Origin of the sequence: Salisediminibacterium beveridgei (genome assembly GCF_001721685.1) — a bacterium.
Lineage (GTDB): Bacteria > Bacillota > Bacilli > Bacillales > Salisediminibacteriaceae > Salisediminibacterium > Salisediminibacterium beveridgei.
The window spans coordinates 3,350,170-3,370,833 of the sequence record NZ_CP012502.1; the positions used below are offsets into that span (position 1 = coordinate 3,350,170).

At 38.4% G+C, this 20,664-nt stretch carries 17 protein-coding genes; 1 reads left to right on the plus strand and 16 read right to left on the minus strand.

The features are described from left to right. Positions 1-148 precede the first annotated feature (148 nt). From BBEV_RS15795 to BBEV_RS17255, 6 genes are all read right to left on the minus strand, one after another. Positions 149-802: a hypothetical protein gene (locus BBEV_RS15795; RefSeq protein WP_198155026.1), complete on the minus strand. Its 654-nt coding sequence runs from the start codon at positions 800-802 to the stop codon at positions 149-151. Positions 803-930: 128 nt separating this feature from the next. Beyond that, complete coding sequence (locus BBEV_RS15800) at positions 931-1,239, minus strand: hypothetical protein (RefSeq protein WP_069366341.1); 309 nt, start codon at positions 1,237-1,239, stop codon at positions 931-933. Between the two features lie 112 nt (positions 1,240-1,351). After that, positions 1,352-1,696, minus strand: coding sequence for a hypothetical protein (locus tag BBEV_RS15805; RefSeq protein ID WP_157101015.1), 345 nt, complete (start codon positions 1,694-1,696; stop codon positions 1,352-1,354). Between the two features lie 100 nt (positions 1,697-1,796). Further along, positions 1,797-2,684, minus strand: a complete 888-nt coding sequence (locus tag BBEV_RS15810) for a hypothetical protein (RefSeq protein WP_069366343.1) — start codon at positions 2,682-2,684, stop codon at positions 1,797-1,799. A 27-nt stretch (positions 2,685-2,711) separates the two neighbouring features. Continuing rightward, entirely contained in the window at positions 2,712-2,864 is a 153-nt protein-coding gene (locus BBEV_RS17475) for a hypothetical protein (protein WP_157101016.1), read from the minus strand. 443 nt (positions 2,865-3,307) lie between these two features. After that, positions 3,308-4,357, minus strand: coding sequence for a GGDEF domain-containing protein (locus BBEV_RS17255; RefSeq protein WP_198155027.1), 1,050 nt, complete (start codon positions 4,355-4,357; stop codon positions 3,308-3,310). Between the two features lie 352 nt (positions 4,358-4,709). Here BBEV_RS17255 and BBEV_RS15820 point away from each other — a divergent pair, with 352 nt between their 5' ends. Further along, positions 4,710-5,108, plus strand: a complete 399-nt coding sequence (locus BBEV_RS15820; RefSeq protein ID WP_069366344.1) for a hypothetical protein — start codon at positions 4,710-4,712, stop codon at positions 5,106-5,108. 247 nt (positions 5,109-5,355) lie between these two features. On the opposite strand, the gene BBEV_RS17480 is transcribed toward BBEV_RS15820, so the two are convergent. The 10 genes from BBEV_RS17480 to BBEV_RS15870 form a co-directional block, all read right to left on the minus strand. Next, positions 5,356-5,526, minus strand: a complete 171-nt coding sequence (locus tag BBEV_RS17480) for a hypothetical protein (protein ID WP_157101017.1) — start codon at positions 5,524-5,526, stop codon at positions 5,356-5,358. A gap of 358 nt (positions 5,527-5,884) precedes the next feature. Next, a complete protein-coding gene (locus BBEV_RS15830) occupies positions 5,885-6,379 on the minus strand; it encodes a hypothetical protein (protein ID WP_069366346.1) in 495 nt (164 codons plus the stop codon). A gap of 292 nt (positions 6,380-6,671) precedes the next feature. Beyond that, positions 6,672-8,078: a DUF8370 family protein gene (locus tag BBEV_RS15835; protein ID WP_069366347.1), complete on the minus strand. Its 1,407-nt coding sequence runs from the start codon at positions 8,076-8,078 to the stop codon at positions 6,672-6,674. Positions 8,079-8,326: 248 nt separating this feature from the next. Next, entirely contained in the window at positions 8,327-8,752 is a 426-nt protein-coding gene (locus BBEV_RS15840) for a winged helix-turn-helix domain-containing protein (protein WP_069366348.1), read from the minus strand. 308 nt (positions 8,753-9,060) lie between these two features. Then, positions 9,061-11,235 carry a Z1 domain-containing protein gene (locus BBEV_RS15845; protein ID WP_069366349.1) on the minus strand — a complete coding sequence of 725 codons (2,175 nt, stop codon included), beginning with the start codon at positions 11,233-11,235 and terminating at the stop codon, positions 9,061-9,063. A 220-nt stretch (positions 11,236-11,455) separates the two neighbouring features. Next, positions 11,456-14,458, minus strand: a complete 3,003-nt coding sequence (locus tag BBEV_RS15850) for a type I restriction endonuclease subunit R (protein ID WP_069366350.1) — start codon at positions 14,456-14,458, stop codon at positions 11,456-11,458. Continuing rightward, positions 14,455-15,825 carry a restriction endonuclease subunit S gene (locus BBEV_RS15855; protein WP_084007439.1) on the minus strand — a complete coding sequence of 457 codons (1,371 nt, stop codon included), beginning with the start codon at positions 15,823-15,825 and terminating at the stop codon, positions 14,455-14,457. Before BBEV_RS15855 ends, BBEV_RS15850 begins: the two co-directional genes overlap by 4 nt. Next, the gene (locus BBEV_RS15860) at positions 15,822-17,834 is read right to left on the minus strand and encodes a type I restriction-modification system subunit M (RefSeq protein WP_069366351.1); all 2,013 of its coding nucleotides are present in this window, start codon (positions 17,832-17,834) and stop codon (positions 15,822-15,824) included. Before BBEV_RS15860 ends, BBEV_RS15855 begins: the two co-directional genes overlap by 4 nt. A 95-nt stretch (positions 17,835-17,929) precedes the next feature. After that, a complete protein-coding gene (locus tag BBEV_RS15865) occupies positions 17,930-19,264 on the minus strand; it encodes a restriction endonuclease subunit S (RefSeq protein WP_069366352.1) in 1,335 nt (444 codons plus the stop codon). After that, entirely contained in the window at positions 19,261-20,652 is a 1,392-nt protein-coding gene (locus BBEV_RS15870) for an N-6 DNA methylase (RefSeq protein WP_069366353.1), read from the minus strand. The genes BBEV_RS15865 and BBEV_RS15870 overlap by 4 nt, the downstream gene beginning before the upstream one ends. Positions 20,653-20,664: the final 12 nt, after the last annotated feature.

The following is a 20,664-nucleotide window of genomic DNA, read 5'->3' on the forward strand; positions in this document are numbered from 1 at the left end:
TAAGATAAATTCCATTTCTTCTTTTGCTCTATATACAAAGATGATAACCGATCTTATTTATTTCAAAGTATAAATACACCGTTTTGAAAAAGAGATAGATATCATCAAATATATTATATTTTTTTGAAAAATCCTCTATCTAAAACCATCAAAAAGAAATCCCCTCAAATTCATTCAAGTGGTAGAAATCAAACATGTCCCGGATCTTATTTTTATCATTCTCTGTCAATGTGTAGTCACGAAAACCATTGCCTTGGAATCGTACCTGAACCTCATCACTTGAGCTGATCAATTCAAGGTCATCCATGATCGTTGGAATATCTAACTCGCTTAAAATATACCATTCAAATACGCCGCCTCCGACTTCAGATTGCCGATCAAAATAGGAAAGATCCCATGTGAAACGTTCGCCGTCCGCGTTAAAAATAATCGAATCGAAGAACACCCAATCGTCCTGACCGAATCCGGCTACGATTGTAAACATGCTGATGCTTCCTGATTCCACGATGCGCGGATAAAAACTAGTTTGATTTCTATCGATGTCAACGTATTGCGTTGAGTGACCTTCAGGAACATAAATCGTGTCCCCTGTCACATCATCATAGTACTCCGTGATCGCAGCCTGGAGACGTTCTTTTGTTTCATCTTCTTGAGCTTTTAGAGTCTCTTGGGTCTCATCGATCATTTCATCCAGTTCACTTTTCATGACACCGTAATCCAATAGCTCTTCCAAACCTTCCAGTACAGCCTGGTATCTTCCATCATCCAAAAGGATCTCCACTCTTTCCAGACCTTCTGCCACTTCCTTTTCATGGATCTGGGAAAAATGGTGCCTGACCCCCAATGCGATAATGCTTTAGTGCACCGGGGGTCAGGCAACTTAAAATAAGAAGTTTCACAAGACCGGGTCAATGACTTCATCCAGACCTACTATCGATCCTCCTCATCGTTCTCCGTATCAGCCTCCTCTTTCGGCACCTCACTCTGTGGCGCGGGCTGTGATGTAAGAAGGGCCATTTTAAACAAATGATTGGCAAGGACAACAAAGACGAGAGCAAGGACAAAAAATGCGATCATATAGTTGGCGTTGATAATATAATTGTATGCATCCCCGCCGACATAAGCGTTCACAGGTGTAGCACCAAAGCCCTCCGAGTTATCATAGTACCAATATTTATAGAACCCGAAACCTGCAGAGACAACAGCAAAAAAGTAAAAAAGATAGGCTGCTTCTTTCATACGATCTCCTCCAGTCGATTGATCTGATTTCCGTAAACAACATGAATGATTGCAATGGATCCCATACAAATGACAAGCACGTCAGAAACGTATACCGGAGGAAGGCACCCGTTCAATCCCACATCATAAATAACTCTTCAGACAGAGTACCTTCTTTGCAGTTCGGGCATGCACGACCCGGTAAATCCGCTTCTTCCACAATGGACAGACGCCGGCTTCGGCAGTTCTGGCAACGAAAGGCGGTTTCATAGACCTTGTTGTCATCGTATTTGATATACATGTATGGCTTATCCATGATTTCATCACAAGCCTCACAGGCATAGCTACGATATTCAAAGAGATAGTCATGCACCTGATTTTTCACGAGCTGCCTGATTTTCTTTCTTGCAGCTGGGGTACAGCTTTCCAGACAGTTCTCGAAATGATAATGATGCATGCCAATTCCTGTAGTGATCATTCTTGAGTACCCGCAGAGCTGGCAGCTTAGTGAGACCCCACTTCCCATTACCTTGACCTCCATTCAGTTACAATAAACTTTCACCAAGCAACTCACATCTTTACTCCATAACAATTTCCCAATCTCCTGTTCCTGTAATTTCAAAGATAAAAGAACTGCTGTCAACGCGGACGGTTCCGGCATAGTTGTCCGTCGTGTTGACGAGAAGATCCCGGCCACCAGAGTGATACGCTTTAACGGCAAAGTGACGCTCTGCACTGTTTCCTGTGATGCTCGCTACACCACTTGAACCGAGGTACAAGAGAACATCATCACCATGACCCTGATAGGATTCATCCATGATGGATGCAGCTGCAAGGTCATCGATGACAATTTCCCAGTCCCCCGCTGCACTGACCTCAAGATAGGACGTATGCACCTCCAAGTCGAGGACCGTTCCGCTGTAGCTGTCCGTTGTATTGACGAACAGTTTCGTAGCGTTCCCTGCATCATCAAATCCTCTGACGGCGAAATGTCTGCTTGCACTGTTTCCATCAATCCGCAATATAAAGATCCCATCGGGTTTTTCGATCGGGAAGAAATCATCCCCGCTGCCTGCATACGTTACCGCTTCAAAAGGCGGAATGACTTCTTCCTTTTCGTACGTGACTAGATCGTAATAAAGCGTTTTTCGGTCATGCTCCAGATCCTCAGAAACATCTTCACCGACAAACACATAATCCTTCATAAAAATACCGTCATACAGTGCATCATCCTCAGGAAGATCATTCAATAGAATAAACGATTGAATCAGCACCTGCCCCGCGGGATAACCCGAGATGTCCACTTCATGATAAAACGACCCATCCTCCACTTCGATTTTCGCATTGTCGAAAACATTCAGATCCTCTTCATGGTCCAGTTCAAAAGAAACCAATGACCCATCGGGCAAATTCGTCGTTCCCTCTAGCATCACCATGTCCTGTTCAACACTCACTGTTGGATCCATGCTGAACGGAATTTCCCTCGGCTCAATCTATTCCTCTTCGGGTTCCTCTTCCGGGAGATCAGTCTCGACAACCTCCATGTTTTCATCATCTGCCTGGACATCCTCAACAAGTTCTTCTGAGCAGGCTACTAACAGCAGGGACACCAAAGACACAGCAGTCAACAGGGTAATTCTTTTCATGCTTCACTCCTCCTTTTTTGAGTACGGATGATGGCTGCATCTTGTCTGTGCATGTCAAACATGACTTTTTTTCAGTATACGTCGATCAGTGTCAGCTACTGTCAGCGATCAAAAGTTCGTGCAAAATATTTATTTGATCAATGATTCAAAAAGTAAGCATAAAAATACCTGCCCAACTTGATATGCAAAGGTCAAGATAGGCAGGCAGCTTGTACTAGATGCCATGATTTTGTTTGAATTTCGGTGCCGGACACACAATGCGGTAATGCTTTACTGCATCGGGGGTCAGGCACCTTGCTTCTGATTGAAAGACCTTCCTGATTCTGTAACGTATTGATAGAATAAATGTCGGACATTATTAGTATCCTTTCCTACAACACGCAGTTGTTGTCAGCGCTATAACTGAAGTAAAAGTGGGCTTGGATGACTAGCAAGTCCTTTTTTTATGAATAGATCAAATCCTGTAAATCACTGCATACCCGATTACGCCCAGATTCTTTTGCATGGTACAACAACTTATCAGCTCGATTAACCAATGAATCAACTGTATCATCTTGTTGCATCTCTTCAACACCTAAACTGATCGTGATTGGATGATCATCGATAAATGAATACGACTCAACTTGTCCTTGAATTGTTTCAGCCAGCTTTTTAGCTTGATCTTTCGTTTGATAAGATAAGATAATAAACTCCTCACCACCCCACCTTCCAAGGTAAGATTGATCAGATAACTCGTTCTCGATTAATTTTGTCAGTTCAATCAAAACCTTATCGCCAATTAAGTGCCCATGAATATCGTTCACCTTTTTAAAAAAATCAATGTCTAACATGATAACAGAGACTGGTTTCTCTTTGTTTTTGTATGAAAGATGCAACCATTCGTAGATCTGTCTCCGGTTTGCGACACCTGTCAATTCATCTTTAAAAGCTAATTCAGTCAATAATTCATTTTGAGCATTATTATGTATAATCTTTCTGAAGAAATATAGAAATATAATGTAAACAAAAATTGATAAATTGTAATGAAGTGCTTGTTCTCGAATTCCAATTGGAAGATCGCTCCAATAAATGAAAAACAGACTGAAATTAAAAATCCAAATTATAAGGGAATATACAAATGCCTTTACATCCATAAGAATAATAAAAATAAAAATAAATAACAGTGGTGTCCAAAACGGTGCTGCACCAATAGATAATTCTTGATTTTGAACAATTCGTTCAACAACTACCTCTTGAAATTTGAGAATGTGAAAGACACCAATTAAAATTAAATTCATAATCTCCACAAAATTGAATCCCCTATTTAGGATAAGTAAAATCCATCCTGCCGAATATGCAATGATTAAAACAGGTAATAAAATCGGATCATACGTTTTTGTAGGGTCCAGGAAAAAAATATAGCTAAACGCTGATGAAAAAATAATAACTGGAAAAATTAAGATGTAAAATTTTCGTTTTAATTGTTCAAACTGATTCAAATTTATTTTCCCCATATACATCCTCCTGTTTGTAATAAAAACCAGCAAAATACGTAAAGTTACGCATGTCCATTATCTTATTTATCAGTCCGAATTACAATTACATCCTTCATCTGCTTCATAAATACGACAAAGCTCCTCCTCTTTTTTACAGATATAGTTGCTTTCGCATCAAAAATCATCCAAATGATTCATGCAAGGGGGTCAGGCACCTTTCTTCTTAAGCAAGTGAATGATTCAGGATATGGCTATTAAAAATTGAGCATAACTGCGCCTGACGGGTTCCCCGAAAGATCTTGTTCTTTTCCATGTATCCTGCTAAAGTTGGCTGTATGACTGTACGAACCGATAAAAGGAGAATTGATCCATGATCTATACTGCCAAATCTCCGCGCGTGATTCTGTCCATCATGTTCCTCTTCATGCTCATCACGAGGATCACGACGCCCTATGAAGGACTGTTTATCCATCTTCAGACCGCTGCCCTGGTCGTCTTTTTCGTGGCACTCTTCGTGACATACCGTTTTGAAATCAGGAGCCATAAGCTGACGTATCAGGTCCACCTCATGGGGATACCCATTTACACACGTGACCTCTTGCCAAAAGAGATAGACTTCATCGCCTTTAAACGCGGCAGCTGGGGAGAGAAAGCGGCGATCGTCAAGCCTGTGAAGGGGATGCCGGTAAGGGTGATCCGTTTCACACCGAATGACGTCGCTGAGAAGCTCGAAACGTTTGCGGAGGAACACCGCATCGACTATTCCTGAGAGATGTCTGATCACCGAAGCAAAGAATGATCCACATACAAAAACGGATCTGCGGGGCACATTCCGTCAGATCCGTTTTTCTTTTTATTCTGTTCGAATGATTTCGTTCCCAAGGAATAAAAGACTCCCCGCAACCCCCGTTGCCATGAGCTTGAACGGCATGCTTATCATATCCTAAACAGCTCTTCAGTCTTTCGAATCTTAAATAATGGATAGCGTGTTGCAGGAGCAGTTAATTGCCACTCCATTATTCCGTTAAACCAAGCAGTGTTAAAACGGAAGATAATATGAAGCCGGTACCCATGATGATCATTATGCTTCTTATGATTCCATTTAATCTCGGTGGATTTGAGAAAAGAGCCCCAAAACCAAAAAGCAAGAAAACAACACCTGTCGTAAAACTGATGAAAAATGCCATTTAGCCCTCCTTGTTCAGCTCCTGAACGAAAAATAATTTGGTGTCTGTCCCTCCGATACTCTAATACTTCACTGCGCTGGGGGTCAGGCACCCATAAGCGAAAACCGATAGTACTTTTATTATGCCAAAAACAACTGTGCTTATATTCTGGGTTCAATCTGCCGAAACCGTTAAAGCGGTAGTTTGATTCAACCTGGTTACTCTGATTACTTGTAGTCTCGTGCCTGACTCCTGATGCGATAATGCTTTACTGCACCGAGGGTCACGCACCTTAATAAGTTTTAGGCGAATTGGAGATCTCTAATCCCCTGTACTCATATATATCACAAAAAAAGCACCCCTGAGAATGCTGATATATCTAAAAATCTTTAGGGTATACCTCGCGCAAGTGTTTTACGCATTCCGGTATACCTGTATTTAACTCTTCTTTATTATATTCCATATGAGTCTTTTTCTTGAGATAGTTATAATCTTTAACTAAAGTAGTTATAAAATTATATATTAGTAATTCATCATATTTGTTAATATTTGCAACATATAAGAGACCGTATTCTAATAATTGATTTGTTGCATACCCGGCATTGTTTAATAAAAATGATTCCATATATTCTCTTTCGGTAAAGCCTTTATCTTTGATAGTCCCCAAGTTAAGTTGTTTTTGACCTATAGGAAGGTCATTTGCAACGCCTAAACGCGCGGAAACTATTCCATACATAGGCCCGTAAAATGTGCTTATTTGTTCTCTCCTTCGTATCTGTTTTTCTCTATAAGGAGTTACTAAAAAGTGATTAATAATTGCTATTAATAATGCAACAGACGCCGAAATTATCGCACTTAAAATAACGTTGTCCATATAATCCCCCCTAAAACAACTTATTCGACAGATGGAGGAGATTTCCTGCAATGAAAAACCTTAAATAAGTAGGGGATGACCTCACAAAGGCGGTTTTCGGTATGAATTTTGATAGGACCTCGCCGGCCATCCTTCCACGGTATCAACTTAACAAGGATTAACTGACTAAAAGTGCAGTTTTTATCTCCATTCCAACAATTCTATCGTTGCTTAGATGATTTGGTTACTCCAAATCTCGCACATTTCCCCCAATGCGGTAATTCTTTAGCGCATTCGGGTCAGGCCCTTTTCACTAGGAATTACTATTGGGTAAATATTTGCTAGCTGATTCTTTAAACTTTGCATCTATTTGTATAACTGTCGCTGGATTCTCACCTGATTCTAACCTTTTTTTGTGACTTTCCATTACTTCATTAATCCGGTTTGATGAACTCCCATTATCAATCAGCAAAAAAATTTTATTATCTGTTCCTTCAGACTTCGCATATTCTTCAATTTGGACTTCAAATCCATGAAGGGTTTTGGGATTAGATGTTAACTTGATCTCCACTACCGTTTTATCTTCACCTCGACTAATTTTAAAATCAACTGGTCCTCTGCCTGCATTCGATTCTGGACTAATATCTATATCATTTATTTTGCAATAATAAGCTGCAATCCCGTGTAAAGTCTTTTGAATTATTTTCTCTTCATTCCGTGTATTAATTCCTTTAGAAAAAATAGTATACCCCTTTTGGTTTTCAATCCATTTCTTATATTCATTTATTATTTCTTTAGCTGATTCATAAGAGTTCTTCTTTGATAGATGAAGTTTTTCTTTTTCATTTGTGATGATGTTGATTAACCTATTAATTTTATAATTTATATTCTGATATACATCATACTTAGTTACTTCAGTAGATTTATAATCGTCGATTACTTTACTGACAAGGTCAGGTTTCATGAAAATAAAATCCTTTATGTAACTTTTTTTCTTACTAGATGCTAGTTTGCTCCATTCTTTACCTACAACTTCACTCATTTCTCTTTTAATTGTTTCATTTTCATTTACAACCCTATCAATATCTTCCCAAGAGCTCGCTATAGGCAGCTCATGTAATATATCAATTGGAAGCAATAATAATTCGCAATCCTTGTACGGATTTATTAATATCCCTGAATTAAATGTATATCCAGGATAATTATTTTCATTTATACCTACTTCTTCATAAATTCTTTTCGTGTATCTCACTATATCATCATGGATTAGTGTTGCTATCATATCACTTAATCTATCAGGCCCCACATTTTCTTCAAATAAACTCGTTAGGTGAAATATCTCCGGCTGATCTGATCCACTTTTTATAATCTCTGATGCATCTTTAACTATTTGATTACTAAGTTTTGTACCAAATCCAGAACCACCTTTTCCCTTTGAAAACCCTAAATTTATTCCTCTTACTTCGGAAAAATCAAACATACTTACCGCTGATCGAAAAAGTTTGTCTTTAGTGTTATTAGATGCTTTCAACAATATACCTAATTTCATAAAATATGAATTGATGTTCTCATATGAATTCTTAAATTCAGGAACTTCGGTATTCCTTAATCGAATTATATTAATGAAGAAGTTACTATCTTCATCCATAAGTGAATCAAAGACACCTAACTGTTCTAATTTTGAACCAAGATTCAATTCATCAGATACAAACATAGCCATTGCTTTCACCTCATTTAAATTAAATATATATAGTAAGATACAATTATTACCGGAGTGTGATGGGGGTCAGGCACTTTTCTTCGCAATTTCTGTTAAATTGATAAACTCAAAATTTGTCTGTAAATCATCACTGTAGTAATCAAAAAGAATATGACGCTTAAAATTATTTAGAGAAAATCGTTTAATTCAATAAGATTAATCATATATCCGCCTAAAATAACATTCATTCTTTATTTTCCATATAATATCTATTTTATAACGAAATTTGCGCCTGACCCCCAATGCAGTAATGCTTTAGTGTAACGGGAGACTGGCTCCTCAAGCTCTCTGTTATTGATAAATTGATTGAAACTATCAAACTGAGTTAAAAATTTGCGGTCAATTTTTGTGATTGTCGGGTCTTCTACGATTACTTTACCTTTATCAGTAATCCTGAATACTCCGCGTTTTACAGTTTCAATCAAAGCAGCTTTATATAAATACGTATTAGCCCAACTCACCCGGTTTCGGAACACTGCTTGCTTATCGCTCGGTAATTTTTCATTAATTTCTTCTTCCGACAATTGAAAATAGTCAGCCATTTCCTTATATAACTCTTGTAACGAATGCTCTCTTCCATCCTTTAAATATTGCAAAACTGGGTAAATAAAGTCTTGATATCCCGGAACTGGCATCATAAGGTCCTACTTATCAATCGACTTTCACATACGAATTCATACCTATATCTACTTACCATGAATTGATATATCAGCTATAATTATACCATTAATTAACTCAAATTCCTCATAATTAATAATTGGATTCGTGACATATTATCAAAAAAAGACCGGAAGTTTCCTCCCAGCCTTTACATCAAAACGCTATATGTCTTCCAATCGAAACTCTGCAATCTTTTTTAAAAAAGTGGCTTACCCCACTGTGTTGATACTTAACTGCGCCGGGGGACAGGCATCTCAATCACAAAAGCAAACTTCACCATAATTTAAATAGTATCTTTTGCATAAATTGTAGATTCTATATTTAATTGAGATAACATTACTGGCCACCAGAATGGAGTGCCTCTCCATCCTTTATCTATATCACCATTTTGTTTTAGTAACATTACTGCCGGATGATCTATAGCAACCTTTCTCGCTACTCTTAGCTCTTCTTTAGGTGTGTCAGGAGCGTTCTCAAATCTACCTTCCGAATCAACTCTTTTTATATTTCTACCCTCACGTACAATTACCCAGACAAACTTATCTTTACTATCCAATGTTAAATAATCCAAAATAGAAAAAAATTCATCTAAATCCCACTCATAGCCATCCTCCATTTCAAGTGTTTCGTGGATGGTTGCTAGAACTTTCTTCATTTCACTTAAGGGTGCTAAAAATGCATCATTGTCAATGACTTGAGGTGAATACTCCTTGATTTCATTAATAATTTCGGATAAAAAGTCTGTTTTTTTACTAATATGAGTCTTGTACCCACTTTGGAAACCGATTGGTAATATGCGCTTATGAGGCTTCAGTGTTACAAGGCTAGAAAGTAATATTTTGTTAGGACTACAAGGAACAATTTTATTCGATGTATCTTTCTGAATAAAAACAACACCTTGGTCGTTTCCTTTTTCAAAAGCTTCCCTTAGTTCTGAATCAAATTCATGGATTTTTTCCATGACATTATAAATCTTTCTAGTAGTATAAAATCTTGTAACAGCTAAATCTTCCATAGATCTTGCACCAAACATTCTTGAGTGCTGAAGGACAGTATCTTGTTGAAAAGACTTCGGATTTCGACCGTAGAAAAAACCCGTTAAATTTCCAATTGTTATTCCTCTGTCTAGAATTTGCCCCCCAATAAAAATATTCATTGGTGTTCGTAGTTGTAATTGTCCTGTAGAATCTAATAACTCTTCTACATCTTTGTCTGAATTCACCGTCGATACTACTACCATTTCCTGAATTAAAGCCTCATTAACTTCTTTTAAGATTTCATCAAACGAAGGTTCTGCAATAGGAACTAATCTAATTGATTTCATTAAATAGTTATATGAATCTTCAATCCATTCAACAAATAATTCATCATTATCTTTTACTAACTCAATTAAATCCTCTAGTATAAGATTAACCAATTGTTGTTGCCACTCATGTGCTTTTTTACCAGTCTCTGTATGAACAACCATTGAATATTTTTCTTCATCCTTTTTGAGATATCTTTGTTGCCACCTCCTTATACAACCACCAACAATAAAATTGATAACAGCCTGATTTAGGTTATACAAATTTTTCTGTGTTAGTAAATTTTCCTTTCGAACCCGACGTAAATCCATTTTTTTCATAACGTCTAAATCATTTTCATTTATTTCCTGATACAAGTAATATGCTGGTGAGTCCTCATTTTTTGATTCATCAAAGTAAAAATCACCACCAACATATTTATCATGAATAGGTACTAATTCCGTAAAAGCGGGTCTAACTGGTTCAAATTTAAGAGAACCATTAATCTCCCTTTCATCTGGTTGTAAATATAGCGAATATGGGGTAGCTGTTACCTGTAAAAATGAACCTTTACTAACATTCGCCCTAATTTTATCAATCTTTGAAGATATTATTTTCATATTTACAATATTTTTTTGGGAATTTTTTTCATAAGATACACTTGCAAAATCCGCTTCATCATCTATAAATAAAATATTCTTATTAATTAAGTCAGAATAATTTCCAAACAATGCGTCACTAATCCTGTCCATATTTCTCGTTTCTTTTTTTACAACAAAAACAATTTTTTTATTTAATTCCCATTTACTTAGATTTGAAGGTAAAGTCATAATATCGTAAATTCGCATTTTATCACTTATAATCATTTCATCAAACTCTTGGTTCAAACGAGCTATTGTTTGTTTAACCAAAGCTTTTGTACCTTTGGTTAAAATTATAACTACATCAAAGGCATTATCATAGGCTAATCCCATGATTCCTAGAAATGTTCTTGTTTTACCTGATTGGATTTTCCCTAATAACATTCCTGGTTTATTAGCAGATGTTTGCTGTTTCATCAAGTTGTTAACTGTGTTTTCTATACACTCTAAATATTCTTGCTCATAATTGTTTTTATCCTTTAAAAATTCGTAAAATTCCCCTTTAGTATTAAGTGTTAATTCGGATGTTTCCATTTAAAAGTGTCCTCCCCATTCATATTTATTGAAACTCTCACTCACATAATTATTTAACTCTATCCTTATGAATTAGCACAGATATCTTCATCTATATCTAAAATTAATACATCTGATTTCTCACGATATCTATATTTTCGTGTATCTACTCCTTAAAAAACATCAAAATTCGTGATCCAACTTAATAAACTATAAGATTAAAGTAAAGAAGTAGTAAAATTCAATTTGGTCCTTCTCCGTCCCTTAATTCACGGTAAACCTCATTCAAAATATCGTTCATCAGAAATTCTTTAAATTCAGGGTCTTGCAAGATTCGCATATGAAATTCTTCATTCATATTCATCCTCGATATGACAGAATCCAAAAACGATTTTTCTGCGCTGTATTTGAAATTATCAATGCTGTTGTTCTTCGCTTTTTCAGCCATCTCTTCCTGTTCTTTAATATCCATCGCAATCTGATCTCGAGAGAGTCTGTCCGCATCAGTAAAATACGTTCCGAACCTTTCATTGATACGCTCAATGATCGAAGACAAGCGCTCTTTTTCCTCTTCCGTTGATCCGGCTGTACCATGCTGGGCTGGAGACAAAGCCTCACCGCCTTGCTGATTGAGCGAAATGCTACCTTCAAAAACTTTCTCATTTCTATAGTATTCCAACGCAACATCATCCGAAATATAGATCGGATCTTGCGGCTTTTTCGGCAACTTCTTTAGGAGATAGGTCAAGAAGATAAATCGTTTATGCAGATCCACGTCCGAGAACGGGCCGATCTGAAGCACGAACGCATACGTCCGAACAAACTTTGTTGCTGCCGACTTAAATGCTTCCTGTTCTTCCTCAACCAAGTCGTTTTTAAACCGTTCTACAGCCGGATCAAGGGAGGCATTTAACTTAAGCTGCATACGTGCATCCTTCATCGTATTCCCACTGTATTCAAGGTTTGCGACTGATTCAAGTTCTTCCTCAGTATAGACCTGCATGGCGTCTAACTCATGCTGCAGATCATAGAGCATATTCGGATCGGTGTCTTCAGCCAAGGTCGTGACCTCATAGTACTGTTGGAAGGCCTGCTGAATCGTTTCAGGCTCGTTTACGAAATCGAGGATAAATGTATCATCCTTGCCTTTGCACGTCCTGTTGAGCCTCGAAAGCGTCTGTACGGCTTTAATACCATCAAGCGGTTTATCCACGTACATGGTGTGAAGCAGTGGTTCATCAAAACCGGTCTGGTACTTCTCAGCCACGATCAATACCTGATAATCATCCGAATGAAACTGTTCCGGCAACTCCTTCTCGCTGATGCTGTTTAGATCCGGTTCCGTATACGATTCCCCATTGTCCTCAACAGTACCGGAGAAAGCGACAAGTGTCCGCATATCGGTGTACCCTTTCGCCTTGATATAATCATCAAAAGCAAATTTATAACGCACTGCATGTTTTCGGCTGCCTGTCACAACCATTGCCTTGGCCCTGTTATTAATTTTATGGCGAGTCACATTACGGAAGTGTTCCACCATGATCTCTGCTTTCTGAGCGATATTGTGGGGATGAAGTGATACATACCTGGCAATTTGCTTTGAAGCCTTACTCTTGGCCACTTCCGGATCATCGTGAATCATCTTCTCGACTCTGTAAAACGTGTCATAGGTTACATAGTTATTCAAAACATCGTGGATAAAGCCTTCTTCAATGGCCTGACGCATCGAATAAAGGTGAAAGGGTCCCTTTTGGCCGTCTTCTCGTTCTGTGCCAAATCGGTCGATGGTTTTTGGCTTCGGCGTCGCGGTGAAAGCAAAGAATGAGATATTATCCTGATCACCGGTCTTGGCAATATGCTCAATCATGCGTTCTTCCGCATCCGTTGTCTCATGTTCTTCTTTCATACTTTCCTCATAAGCTTCCTCAAGAGTTTTATCTGAAAGAATCGATGTCATCGCCCCTGAAGCTTTTCCTCCCTGCGAGCTGTGTGCTTCATCAATGATAACCGCATACGAACCACGGTTAAACGAGCCGACTTCTTCTAAGATAAACGGAAATTTTTGCAGCGTCGTTATGATAATCTTTGTTTTATTCCGAATGGCCCCGGCAAGCTGAGCCGAGTCGCGATCAATTTTTGCGACCATCCCTGCTTTATGCTCCAGCTGGTACACCGCATCCTGTAACTGCTTATCCAACACCCTGCGATCGGTAATGACAATGACGCTGTCAAAAACCGGTTCGTCCTGTTCATCGTGCAATTTCGCAAGGCGGTGAGAAAGCCAAGAGATGCTGTTTGTCTTTCCACTTCCTGCGGAGTGTTGAATCAAATAATTCTTACCAGCCCGATGCTCCGATACATCCTGTTCAATTTTGCGAACAGCATCCAGTTGATGAAAACGGGGGAAGATCACGACTTCTTTGGTTTCGATGATATCGCCATTGCTGTCTTTCATATCTTCTTTTTGGACATACACAAAGCGAAACAGAATATCCAGTAAACTGTCCTTTTGCAAAATCTCTTTCCAGAGATACGAAGACCGGTAATCGTCTTCGACTGGCGGATTTCCTTTTCCGCCATCATTTCCGCGGTTAAAAGGCAAGAAGAAGGTACTGTCTTTACTCAAACGTGTTGCCATGTGTACCTCGTCGGTATCCACAGCAAAATAGACAACTGCACGGGCTTTAAACTGAAACAGTATTTCACGTGGATCACGGTCTTTCTTAAATTGCTCCATCGAGTGTTCAACCGTTTGATTGGTTAACTGATTCTTTAATTCTTTAACCACGATCGGCAGTCCATTCAATGACAACATCATATCAATCGAATTCCGATTCTTCTGGCTGTAATACACCTGACGGCTGACGGTGAAGATATTCTTTTCGTAATTTTCAACGAGCGTTCGGTTCATGTCTGTTACCGGTTTGTTATAAGCGAGTTTCAGCGTAACCCCGTAATCCTTAATACCATGACGCAGACAATCAATCATCCCACGCTTTTTCAGTTCCTTATCAAGGCGACTCATGATCTTGAATTCATAGTCGTCTTTATAAGCTTTCTTGAGTCGTTCAAGGGATTGTGGCTGTGTTGATTCAAGAAATTCAAATAGCACATCCTGATCGATCGCCCATTTTTGAAACGTTTCAAGGGCTCTCCCTTCCAACGCCCGTTGGCGATACCCTGACTCCATTAAATGCTGTTCGATATTCTCTTCAAATCCTCGTTCGCTATAATCGATACTCACTGGGAGACCTCCTCCGGATCAGATTCAACAGGAACATCATAATCACTGACATCGATTTTACCCGTAACAGCTTCGTAGATGAGGGACTGGCGGTATTCTTTGAGTTTAGAAATTTGCAAAAGAATCTCTTTCTTACTTGAAATCAGATGTTCACTTTGATCATCAATTTTTTTAACAATATCTTTTTGTTCTTTGATACTAGGAAAAAATATTGGCATGTTTTCTAATTCTTTAAATGAAATCGCTGGATAACTTACTCCTACAGATTTACTCACAATATTCTCTACATACAAATTAGACCTCAATAAGTATGATAAAAACCTATCCTCCACCATTTTTTGAGGAGTGATAACTGCAAAACCTGTCGAGGCAATTAAATTAGTTAAATCTTGGTCAATCCAAGTAATTGCTCTCAAATATGTTCTTACAGTAGAAATAAGTGTGTCTCCCTTTTTAACTACTCTCCTAGCTCGACTTGGTGCACTCGAAAATTTATATTTTTCAATCCCAATTATTTCTCCGCTTGAATTAACCGAACCTATATCAATGTAATGTAAATCTAAATCCTTTGGAGTTGATTCTGACAAGACTTTATCATTTATTAAACATGTATGTTTAATCTTACTATCTTCCCAATGCTCCGGCACTTCTCCAATCCACTCCACACCTGAATCCTTCATTTTCACATTCGGATCAAGTCCTTTTGTGACCGTCTCGGTGATGACTGCCTGGCGCTTTTCTTCAAGCAACTCAATTAATCGTTCTTTGTCGGCGATTAGCGTGTCGATTTCAGAGGTTTTTTGATTTAAATATTTTGAAATTTCTCTCTGTATCTGTAATGGGGGATATGGCACATATTCATTCATATAAGAATTTATATCAAGATTCTGAATACCCGTTGTCTGTTTAATTGACCGTAAAGTTATTCGATGTGCATATAAAGTTGAATGCAAATACATAAAGTATTCTGAATCCGCCAATTCACAATTTAATGTCATTTTTGCTATGAAATTAGCATACACAGCTGGCTTATTTAAATTATATCTAACAACAAAACCTACAGGTTGTTTATCTCCGCCTCCAGATTTTTCAATCAATAAATCTCCTTTTTCTAAAAGAAATTTATTGTTCTCAATAACATTTCTAACTGTTAAAGGTTTATTATCAATTACAAATTTTAATCTATTAAAATCTGCAACCCTTACACACTCAATGTCATTTTTATCTCTTTTTTGATCTTCACCCCAAACACCATTTTTAACTTTACTAATAGATATTTTCAATCTGTTAATATTCCACGTTCTCGGAATTTCTCCTATCCATTCTAAACCTTCTTTTTTTATGAGAGATGAATTAATTTCACTCACACCATCACCTTCTTCAATTTCTCCAAAATACTCGCTTCTAGTTCCTGAATTTCAGCTTTGATTTCGTCTGATGGCCTTAACTGTTCATACTTATAAAAGTGCCTTGTAAACGGGATCTCATAACCGATTTTCGTCTTATCCTCATCAATCCAAGCGTCCGGTACGTGAGGCAATACTTCACGTTCAACGTATTCGTGAATGTCTTCTTTTAACGGAACATTCTCCGTATCACGAAGCTCAGGATCTGCTTCCAATTCACCTTTGGAATTCTTCAGACATACATCAGCCGTTTCATCACGTTCACCAAGAGCAGCAAGAATCGCTTTCAGCATTGGCGCTTTCGCATCCACACCAGCCTGTTTTAACGCATTCTTCAAAGCCTTTGTGAACGCATCTCGATTTTTATAAAGCGTACCGTCTTGAAGCGTTTGTAACGCTCCCAGAATCGCTTGCTGCTTCTTCTGACCAGCTTCTACTTCCTTCTCGCCTGCTTCACCTTTTTTCTTTGATGTTGCAAGATTTTGAAACGCTTTTTGCTCATGAAGACGCTCAATACGTTCATCATCCACTTTAAAATTCAGTTTCAACGGTCGTTCAACGGTGATTTTTTGGAAGCCAAAATCTTCATTATCAAAGATTTTAACGTGCTCACCTTCTTGGTAATCACCATACATCTTAATAATCTCATTGATCTGATCCTGTGAAATCTCATGACGTTTCTCGCCCAGGCTCTTTCGCATCTTTTGATAAAAGTCCACCGCATTAATCAGTTGGATCTTACCTTGTCGCCATTTAGCCTTATGATTGGTCAGAATCCAGATGTACGTTGAAATACCTGTATTGTAAAACAGGCTAGTCGGCATAGCCACAATCGCCTCAACCAAATCATTTTCAATCACATATCTGCGAATCTCACTTTCACCACTACCTGCGTCGCCTGTAAATAACGGTGATCCATTCATAATAATCGCAACTCGTGATCCCTTTGGATTATCCTCTGTCACTGGCTTCATCTTTGAAACCAAGTGCTGCAGGAACAAGAGCTGGCCATCTCCAATTCGAGGTAATCCTGCACCAAATCGACCTTGAAAACCCTGATCCTCATGTTCAGCTTTTACTGCCTTTTCTGCTGGTTTCCACTCGACACCGTAAGGAGGATTTGTGATCAAATAATCGAATTTATTATTCGGAAATGCATCTTTGGAGAGCGTGTTCCCAAACCGAATATTCTTCGCTTCTTCACCTTTAATCATCGTATCTGCCTTACACATCGCATAGGACTCTTCGTTGAATTCCTGCGCGAAGAATGCCAGTTCTGCAGATGGATTTAAGTCTTTCAAATATTCCTGTGCAATAGACCCCATACCACCGGTTCCAGCACAGCTGTCATATAACGTTTGTGTGATTCCCGGCTTTGTCAGGATGTCATGATCTTCGTTAAACATCAAACCCACCATAAGCCGAACGACTTCTCTAGGTGTGAAATGATCCCCAGCTTCAGCATGTTCTGAATATCGACGAATCAACTCTTCAAAGATATAACCCATTTCAAGATTGGATACGACCCCAGGATGCAAATCAATTTCAGAAAATCGCTTAATCGTCAGATACAATAAATCATTCCGATCCATCTTTTCAATCTGCTTATCAAAATCAAAATAATTAATAATATCTCTTGCAACACCAGAAAAGCCATTGATATAATCTCTGAAGTTTTCAGCCACGTTATCCGCATCATTTAAAAGCTTATTAAAATCATAGTTACTAACATTATTGAACTTCTGATTAGAAGTCCGATTTAAAATCTCATCCCTTGCTTCATCAGGTAACGTTTTATACTGTTCATATTGCTCCAATACAGCATCTTTTGTATCTTCTAATACACAGTCAAAACGTCGAAGAACCGCCATCGGAAGAATCACTTTCCCGTAATCCTCCGGTTTATAGGGCCCCCTTAGAATTTCTGCGATTGTCCATAAAAAATTAACCTTCTCTTGAAAATTGACCATGTTCAGAATCATCTCCTCATTTTCTCTCGTTCCATTTTAATGCGATAGGTGACAGTGGTTGTCAGCGATCGTATGTTTGTTTTCCTTGTCTTAAATTAAACAATGATTTCATTTGTTAATTTTTCTATCTCTTTCTTTACTTCTTGATCCGATTGCTGGAATTCCTTCTTTTTAATGGCTAAAATAATTTTTTCCTGATCTGAAATTGGAATGGCAGGAACCAGGAGTTCTTTTATATCTTTCAGCTTGATAAACACCTGCGATGATCCACTTGCACGCTGCTGAAGCTGTGTCAGCCCCCACTCTGTCATCATGAAATAGCTTAAAAACAAAGGAAGAAGTTTCTCTCGATTCGCCTCAACTAACGTGATATGTTGGCTCGCCAAAGCACCTGAAAAAGCTTTATCTGCGACGCCGGTTTTACCGACAGTTCCTACCCTTGAAATCAATACATGATAAGGCTTTATAATAGCCTTCTCGAATTTTTCAGCCCATTCCTCTGACACATACACAAGTTCATGATCCGTTAATGTACCCTTTTCGATATTTTTTATACGAATATATGGAGTCCCTTCGTCCTGATATTCTTTTGCTGAAATGGTAGCCCCAGCTTTGAACGAAACCGCCAATGATTCTAATGGTCTCATCGGCACCCTTGCTTCTTTCTCCAGGTCAACTTCGTTTAAGCTCGAGGCAACATCCCAACGGCCCTCTAGCTCGCAATAAGAAATTGCACTATACAGTGTTCGATGCTTCTGTTCCTGACTGACAGGGCTGAAGACATCGAAATCCCGGAGTACCGATTCAACCAAATCTCCCAGTGATTGAACACTCATTTGTTTTTGATACCATTGATTATAGAGTTTCTCTGCGGTTTGTTCTTGCTCGTCTGTCACCCCATAAATCGGTAACTTGACGTCCTTTACATCCTTAGTTTTCATCGTAGGGATCGCATTTCCTCTTGCGATCAGCATGAATTTTGAACGAACGTTGTCAGTCCTTAATACGAAATAGAGCAAATATGAAAATGTACGTTGATGAGGGCGTATAACAATAAATGTATTATTGACCAAACAGCCTGATAAATTGTCAGTGATTCTCGCAACTGCATTTCGCTCAGGGCGCACACTGGATAGAATGAGATCTCCGGTTTGAACCTGCAGCGTTGCTCTCGCTGGAAGCTTTGCACCTTCCATTTCTTTTATTTCTTCTACCATGCCTTTTTCCGGAGAAAGGGCAGATATATCAATATAACGATAAATCTCGTCTACTTGAATCTCTGTTTTCTTTAATTTGACGGGATTTAAGCTCGCAAGTTTTTCAAGTGCCGGACCTTGCTCCCTTTTAGTATTTAATGCTGACAAAAGAGCATTGATTGACCAATCTTTCTTAGTGATTTTTTCATAAGGAAGCGTCATCGTTGTATTCACAATTCCTCCCCCTTCTTCCACTTCTCAAATCCCTGAACGGCCTCTGTAAATTCATCGATTGTTTCACAATCTGCTGCGAACAAATTTTTAGGTTCTTTTTCATCCTGCTTCTTTTTCCTCAAGACAAGTACACCAACTTTAATGCTCGTTAAAGGCTTTAATGTGTGGGTGGGAAGACTGATTATCGCTTCGATCACCATTCGATCCAGTAACAAAGATCTTGTATTCTCGGATGTACCCTGATACAAAAATGCCTCGTTCACGAAACAAATAATATATCCTTCCGGTTTTAGAATCTCTGTTGCGCGCTCCAACATTAAATCCAATGCTTGTATAGCTTTCTTATTCAATTCATAGCCTGTATATCGACGTGGGGGTAAACGAAACCCTAAAGGCGGATCGATAATGACAAGGTCTTGCTGATTTGGAAGTTCATGATCCCGATCCAAAACATCACCTTGTTTAACCTTAATATGTTCGTGTCCACTGATAATCATGAGCATCTTGTGATAATTTGCTACATATTCATTCAGTTCCATTCCAAAGTATGATCCGATTTCATCTTTTTGCTGTAAAAGGCCACTTGTAATACGTCCATAGCCTGCACACATTTCCAATACAGAGTAATCAGATAATTTTAGGACATTAATTAATCCAACGAATAAATCTCTCACAGATGAGGCTGTGCGGTGATTTCCATCATACTCATTTATCTCAGACAACGAAATCAATGAATCGGCGTGTTTAGAATCCTTATGCCTCACCTCTCCTAGCTTCCACTTGAAGAGTTCAAAAGATAATTTATTAACGTTCGTCTTTTCGGGTAATAAATCAATCTGATAATATTGAAATGCTTCGTCAACCAGGTCTTGATAATCATCCTCTTTTAAGTCCAACCACTCATGCAATGAAGACATTTCCTCCATATAAGATCGAACCAGCATACCTTGAACGATATAGATCCACGTCTTTTCAGGCCGGAATTCTCCCCTTAATCGATCAACAATTTGCCACAATAAATCCTTCTGAAATTTTTCTGAGTTTATATATTCTCGAGAGCTATTAAATATTGGTGGTTCAGCCTGGAGGAATGTGTCTGTTTCAAACCAGACCTGTTTTTCCGGTGTAACCAATAACGCATAAGGGACCGGTATCGCCTCTGTCAACTTCATCAACTGTTGTTGTGATCCCTTTGTAACGCTATCTTTAATTTCAACCACAACTTGAGGAATTAATTCTCCATCTTCATCAATCGTATATCCTATCAAATCCGCCTTTAGATTTGATGTAGGACTGCTGCGAACTTCATCTTTTACAATAACGATCCCCTGTTCTTTCAAATCATGTACCTTTTTTAACTTAAGTTCCATTTCAGGTCCAGCGTACATCGCTCAAAACTC

Bases quoted from the DNA above. Each gene is read 5' to 3' on its own strand.
- BBEV_RS15840 (WP_069366348.1), bottom strand. From the start codon at position 8,752: ATGCCAGTTCCGGGATATCAAGACTTTATTTACCCAGTTTTGCAATAT.
- BBEV_RS15860 (WP_069366351.1), bottom strand. From the start codon at position 17,834: ATGGTCAATTTTCAAGAGAAGGTTAATTTTTTATGGACAATCGCAGAA.
- BBEV_RS15870 (WP_069366353.1), bottom strand. From the start codon at position 20,652: ATGTACGCTGGACCTGAAATGGAACTTAAGTTAAAAAAGGTACATGAT.
- BBEV_RS17255 (WP_198155027.1), bottom strand. From the start codon at position 4,357: ATGGGGAAAATAAATTTGAATCAGTTTGAACAATTAAAACGAAAATTT.
- BBEV_RS17480 (WP_157101017.1), bottom strand. From the start codon at position 5,526: ATGGCATTTTTCATCAGTTTTACGACAGGTGTTGTTTTCTTGCTTTTT.
- BBEV_RS15835 (WP_069366347.1), bottom strand. From the start codon at position 8,078: ATGGCTATGTTTGTATCTGATGAATTGAATCTTGGTTCAAAATTAGAA.
- BBEV_RS15820 (WP_069366344.1), top strand. From the start codon at position 4,710: ATGATCTATACTGCCAAATCTCCGCGCGTGATTCTGTCCATCATGTTC.
- BBEV_RS15800 (WP_069366341.1), bottom strand. From the start codon at position 1,239: ATGAAAGAAGCAGCCTATCTTTTTTACTTTTTTGCTGTTGTCTCTGCA.
- BBEV_RS17475 (WP_157101016.1), bottom strand. From the start codon at position 2,864: ATGAAAAGAATTACCCTGTTGACTGCTGTGTCTTTGGTGTCCCTGCTG.
- BBEV_RS15845 (WP_069366349.1), bottom strand. From the start codon at position 11,235: ATGGAAACATCCGAATTAACACTTAATACTAAAGGGGAATTTTACGAA.
- BBEV_RS15805 (WP_157101015.1), bottom strand. From the start codon at position 1,696: ATGATCACTACAGGAATTGGCATGCATCATTATCATTTCGAGAACTGT.
- BBEV_RS15810 (WP_069366343.1), bottom strand. From the start codon at position 2,684: ATGGATCCAACAGTGAGTGTTGAACAGGACATGGTGATGCTAGAGGGA.
- BBEV_RS15830 (WP_069366346.1), bottom strand. From the start codon at position 6,379: ATGGACAACGTTATTTTAAGTGCGATAATTTCGGCGTCTGTTGCATTA.